This is a genomic window from Acidovorax sp. HMWF018 (genome assembly GCF_003061035.1).
Lineage (GTDB): Bacteria > Pseudomonadota > Gammaproteobacteria > Burkholderiales > Burkholderiaceae_C > Acidovorax > Acidovorax delafieldii.
Genome location: NZ_QAIM01000632.1, coordinates 1 through 3,593, shown reverse-complemented (window position 1 = coordinate 3,593; position 3,593 = coordinate 1). Strand labels below are relative to the sequence as shown.

Annotated in this window: 3 protein-coding genes and 2 pseudogenes; 2 read left to right on the top strand and 3 right to left on the bottom strand. The window is 67.1% G+C overall.

All coding sequences use genetic code 11. The features are described from left to right. Together DBR23_RS31900 and DBR23_RS26720 are read left to right on the top strand one after the other, a co-directional pair. A pseudogene (locus tag DBR23_RS31900) lies at window positions 1-379 on the top strand (tripartite tricarboxylate transporter substrate-binding protein); the annotation flags it as partial. A gap of 85 nt (window positions 380-464) precedes the next feature. After that, a complete protein-coding gene (locus DBR23_RS26720) occupies window positions 465-1,244 on the top strand; it encodes a GNAT family N-acetyltransferase (RefSeq protein WP_199227812.1) in 780 nt (259 codons plus the stop codon). Window positions 1,245-1,402: 158 nt separating this feature from the next. Here DBR23_RS26720 and DBR23_RS26715 read toward each other — a convergent pair whose 3' ends face one another. From DBR23_RS26715 to DBR23_RS26705, 3 genes and pseudogenes are all read right to left on the bottom strand, one after another. Further along, entirely contained in the window at window positions 1,403-2,068 is a 666-nt protein-coding gene (locus DBR23_RS26715; RefSeq protein ID WP_056067588.1) for a methionine ABC transporter permease, read from the bottom strand. Window positions 2,069-2,083: 15 nt separating this feature from the next. Then, window positions 2,084-3,130 (bottom strand): methionine ABC transporter ATP-binding protein, encoded by a 1,047-nt coding sequence (locus tag DBR23_RS26710; protein ID WP_056744393.1) that lies wholly within the window; start codon window positions 3,128-3,130, stop codon window positions 2,084-2,086. A gap of 155 nt (window positions 3,131-3,285) precedes the next feature. Then, window positions 3,286-3,593: pseudogene (locus DBR23_RS26705) on the bottom strand (MFS transporter); the annotation flags it as partial.

The following is a 3,593-nucleotide window of genomic DNA, read 5'->3' as shown; positions in this document are numbered from 1 at the left end:
GGTGTCGATGTCGTTCGACACCGTCACCCCTGTGCTGCCTCACATCAAGGCGGGCAAGCTGCGGGCTCTGGCGGTGACCACGGCCAAACGCTCGTCCACCCTGCCCGACGTGCCCACGCTGCAAGAAAGCGGCTTTGCGGGCTTTGACATCGGCACCTGGTTTGGTGTGCTGGCCCCCGCCCGCACGCCCGCCGACGTGGTAGCGCGGCTGAACACCGAAATGGTCAAGGTCATCCAGTCGCCGGACTTTCAAAAGCGCATGCAGGACATTGGCGCCGAACCCATCGGCAACACCCCGGCGCAGATGGCCGAACAGATTGCGGCCGACACCGCACGTTTTGCCAAGCTGGTGGCAGACAACAAGATCACCACCGACTGACTGAGTGGCAAAGAGGGTTGCAAAGAGTTGTCGCACTGGGTGGCTGGCGCGGTGAATGGTCAAGGTGGGTTGGTATAAACCTGCGATGACCGACACCGCCGCCCCCATTGCCAACACCGCACCCGCTGCCCTCGTCCGCGCGCTGGAAGAGCGCGCCTTCAACGCCTGGCCCGCGCACCAGACGGTGTTTCACCGGGGCTGGGTGTTCCGGCTGTCGGGCGGTTACACCAAGCGCGCCAACTCGGTCAACGCGCTGGTGCCCGGCGCGCCGTTCGACGGCGTGCGCGAGGCGGCGGCGGCGCTGTATGCGCGGCATGGTTTGCCCGCCGTGTTCCGCATCTCCCCCATGGCCCCGGCCGAGGCCGACCAGGAGCTGGCGGACGCGGGCTACCAGCATTTCGACCCCTCGCTGGTCCTGCTCCGGCCGCTGGCGCCGGGCTCGGCGCCCCGGCCCGACGGCAGCACCGTGGTCAGCGCCTCGCCATCGCCCGCGTGGCTGGAAGGCTTTGCGGCGGCCAACGGCGTTGCGCCGCACCACCGCAACCTGCACTGCAGCATCCTCGACGCCATCGCCCACCCGGTGGGCTATGCGCTGCAACACGACGCCCAGGGCCATGCCGTGGGCTTTGGCCTGGCGGTGCTGGAGCGCGGCGCGGTGGGCCTGTACGACCTGGCTGTGGCGCCTGAACACCGGGGCGGCGGACGCGGGCGCGCGCTGGTGCAGGCGCTGCTGCACTGGGGCATGGAGGCCGGTGCAACCAGCGCCTACCTGCAGGTGCGGGCGCAGAACACGCCTGCGCTGCGGCTGTATGAATCGATGGGCTTCAAGACGGCCTACGGCTACCACTACCGGGTGCCGGGCTGAGATTGGCGTCTGCACCTCTCCCACAGGATGCGAGAGAGCCAGGACCAGCGCAGAGGCCCAGGCAGTGCCTCCACGCGTGGGTTTGAGGCCAAACAGGCCACAAGCGCTAGTGGATCATGCGCCAGCAGCTATTGATTCAATAGCAAACCATTCACCACTCAACGGTGGCTCAGCTTGCGCACTGCCCAGTCGCCCAGGCTTTGCACGGCCTGCACAAAGAAGATCAGCACCAGCACCACGGCCAGCATGATCTCGGGCAGAAAGCGCTGGTAGCCGTAGCGGATGCCCAGGTCGCCCAGGCCGCCGCCGCCAATGGCACCGGCCATGGCCGAGTAGCCGGTCAGGCTCACGAACGTGATGGTCAGGCCCGCCACGATGCCGGGCAGAGCCTCGGGCAGCAGCACCTTCCACACGATCTGGCTGGTGGTGGCGCCCATGGCCTGCGCGGCTTCGACCAGGCCGTGGTCCACCTCGCGCAGCGCGGCCTCGACCAGGCGGGCCACAAACGGGGCAGCGGCAATGGTCAGTGGCACCACGGCTGCGGCCGTGCCGATGGACGAGCCGGTTATGAGCCGCGTGAACGGGATGATGGCAACCAGCAGGATGATGAAGGGCGTGGACCGCACAGCGTTGACCAGCCAGCCCACCAGCTTGTTGACCGGGCCGTTCTCCAGCACCCCGCCGTCATCGGTCAGGCGCAGGAACACGCCCAGCGGCACCCCCAGCAAGCCGCCCACCAGACCGGAGATGCCGACCATGATGAGCGTCTCCCACAGCGACGAAGCAAACAGATCCAGCATGGCTGGCGTGAAGTTGTTGAACATGATGTGTGCTCCCTCTTAACCGGCCACGGCCACTTCTTCCACCTCGACCCCGCCCGCGCGCAGGTGCGCCACGGCGCCGCGCACGCTCTCGGCCTCGCCACTGGCGTACACGGCCAGCGAGCCAAAGGTCTCGTCCTGGATCTCATCCACCTGCCCGTGCAGGATGCTCATGTCCACGCCAAACTGGCGGATCAGCTGCGACAGGATGGGCTGGTAAGCGCTGTCCCCGGCGTACGACAGGCGCAGCAGCTGGCCGGTTCGTCCTGCGCTCAGCTGGCCTGCCAGCTTGCGCACATGGTCCAGCACGCTGGCGGGCAGCTCTTGCGGCAGGATCTCGTCGATCAGGCTCTTGGTGATGGCCTGCTGCGGGCGGGTGAACACGTCCAGCACCCGGCCCTGCTCCACGATGCGGCCGGCCTCGATCACGGCCACGCGGTCGGCCACCTGCTTGATGACCTGCATCTGGTGGGTGATCAGCACCACCGTCAGGCCCAGCTCGCGGTTGACCTGGCGCAGCAGGTCGAGGATGGAGCGCGTGGTCTCCGGGTCCAGCGCCGAGGTGGCTTCGTCGCTCAGCAGCACCTTGGGGCGGCTGGCCAGCGCACGCGCAATGCCCACACGCTGCTTTTGCCCGCCGCTGATCTGCGCCGGATAGCGGTCGGCCAGGGCTGACAGGCCCACCAGCTCCAGCAGCGGGTTCACACGCTCGCGGATGGCGGCCTTGTCCATGCCCGCCAGCTCCAGCGGCAGCGCGGCGTTGTCAAACACGGTGCGCGACGACAGCAGGTTGAAGTGCTGGAACACCATGCCGATCTCGCGGCGCGCCTCGCGCAGCTGCGCGTCGTTAAGCTGGGTCAGGTCCTGCCCGCCCACGATGACCTGGCCCGTGGTGGGCCGATTGAGCAGGTTGATCACCCGCACCAGCGAGCTTTTGCCCGCGCCGCTCTTGCCGATGATGCCGAACACTTCGCCCGGCTGGATGGTGAGGTCGATGCCCTTGAGCGCCTCGACCGGGCCTTGTGAGCCCTGGTAGGTTTGGGTGATACCCCGTAGTTCGATCATGAAACACAAAGGGCCGCCACACGCCGGGCGGCGCGGGTTCGGCCCCAAAAGACACAAAGATCAGGGAATGTACTATTGCGCCATAAAGAATCAAACTATCAAAAAATAAAGTAATAAGACATCAAAGTTATTTGCACGGTGCGGCCGACTCCAGACTACGCTCCCGCGGGCACCTCCACCCGGCCATTCACCTTGCGCGACACCAGCGCGCCCAGCACCAGCACCCCCAGTGCCGCCACCGAGAACACGGGCGCGATCCAGCCCCGATCCACACTGGCCGCCACCAGCAGCACGCCCAGCGATTGCCCCAGGAACAGCAGGCACGCAAACAGCGTGACCGCCGTGCCCCGGGCCTCGGGCGCCATCTGCGTGGCCTGCACCTGCAGCGTGTTGTGCAGCATGTAAAACCCCACCCCGGCAAAGAAGCAGCCCAGCACGCCCCAGGCCGCCACCGGCCCCCAGG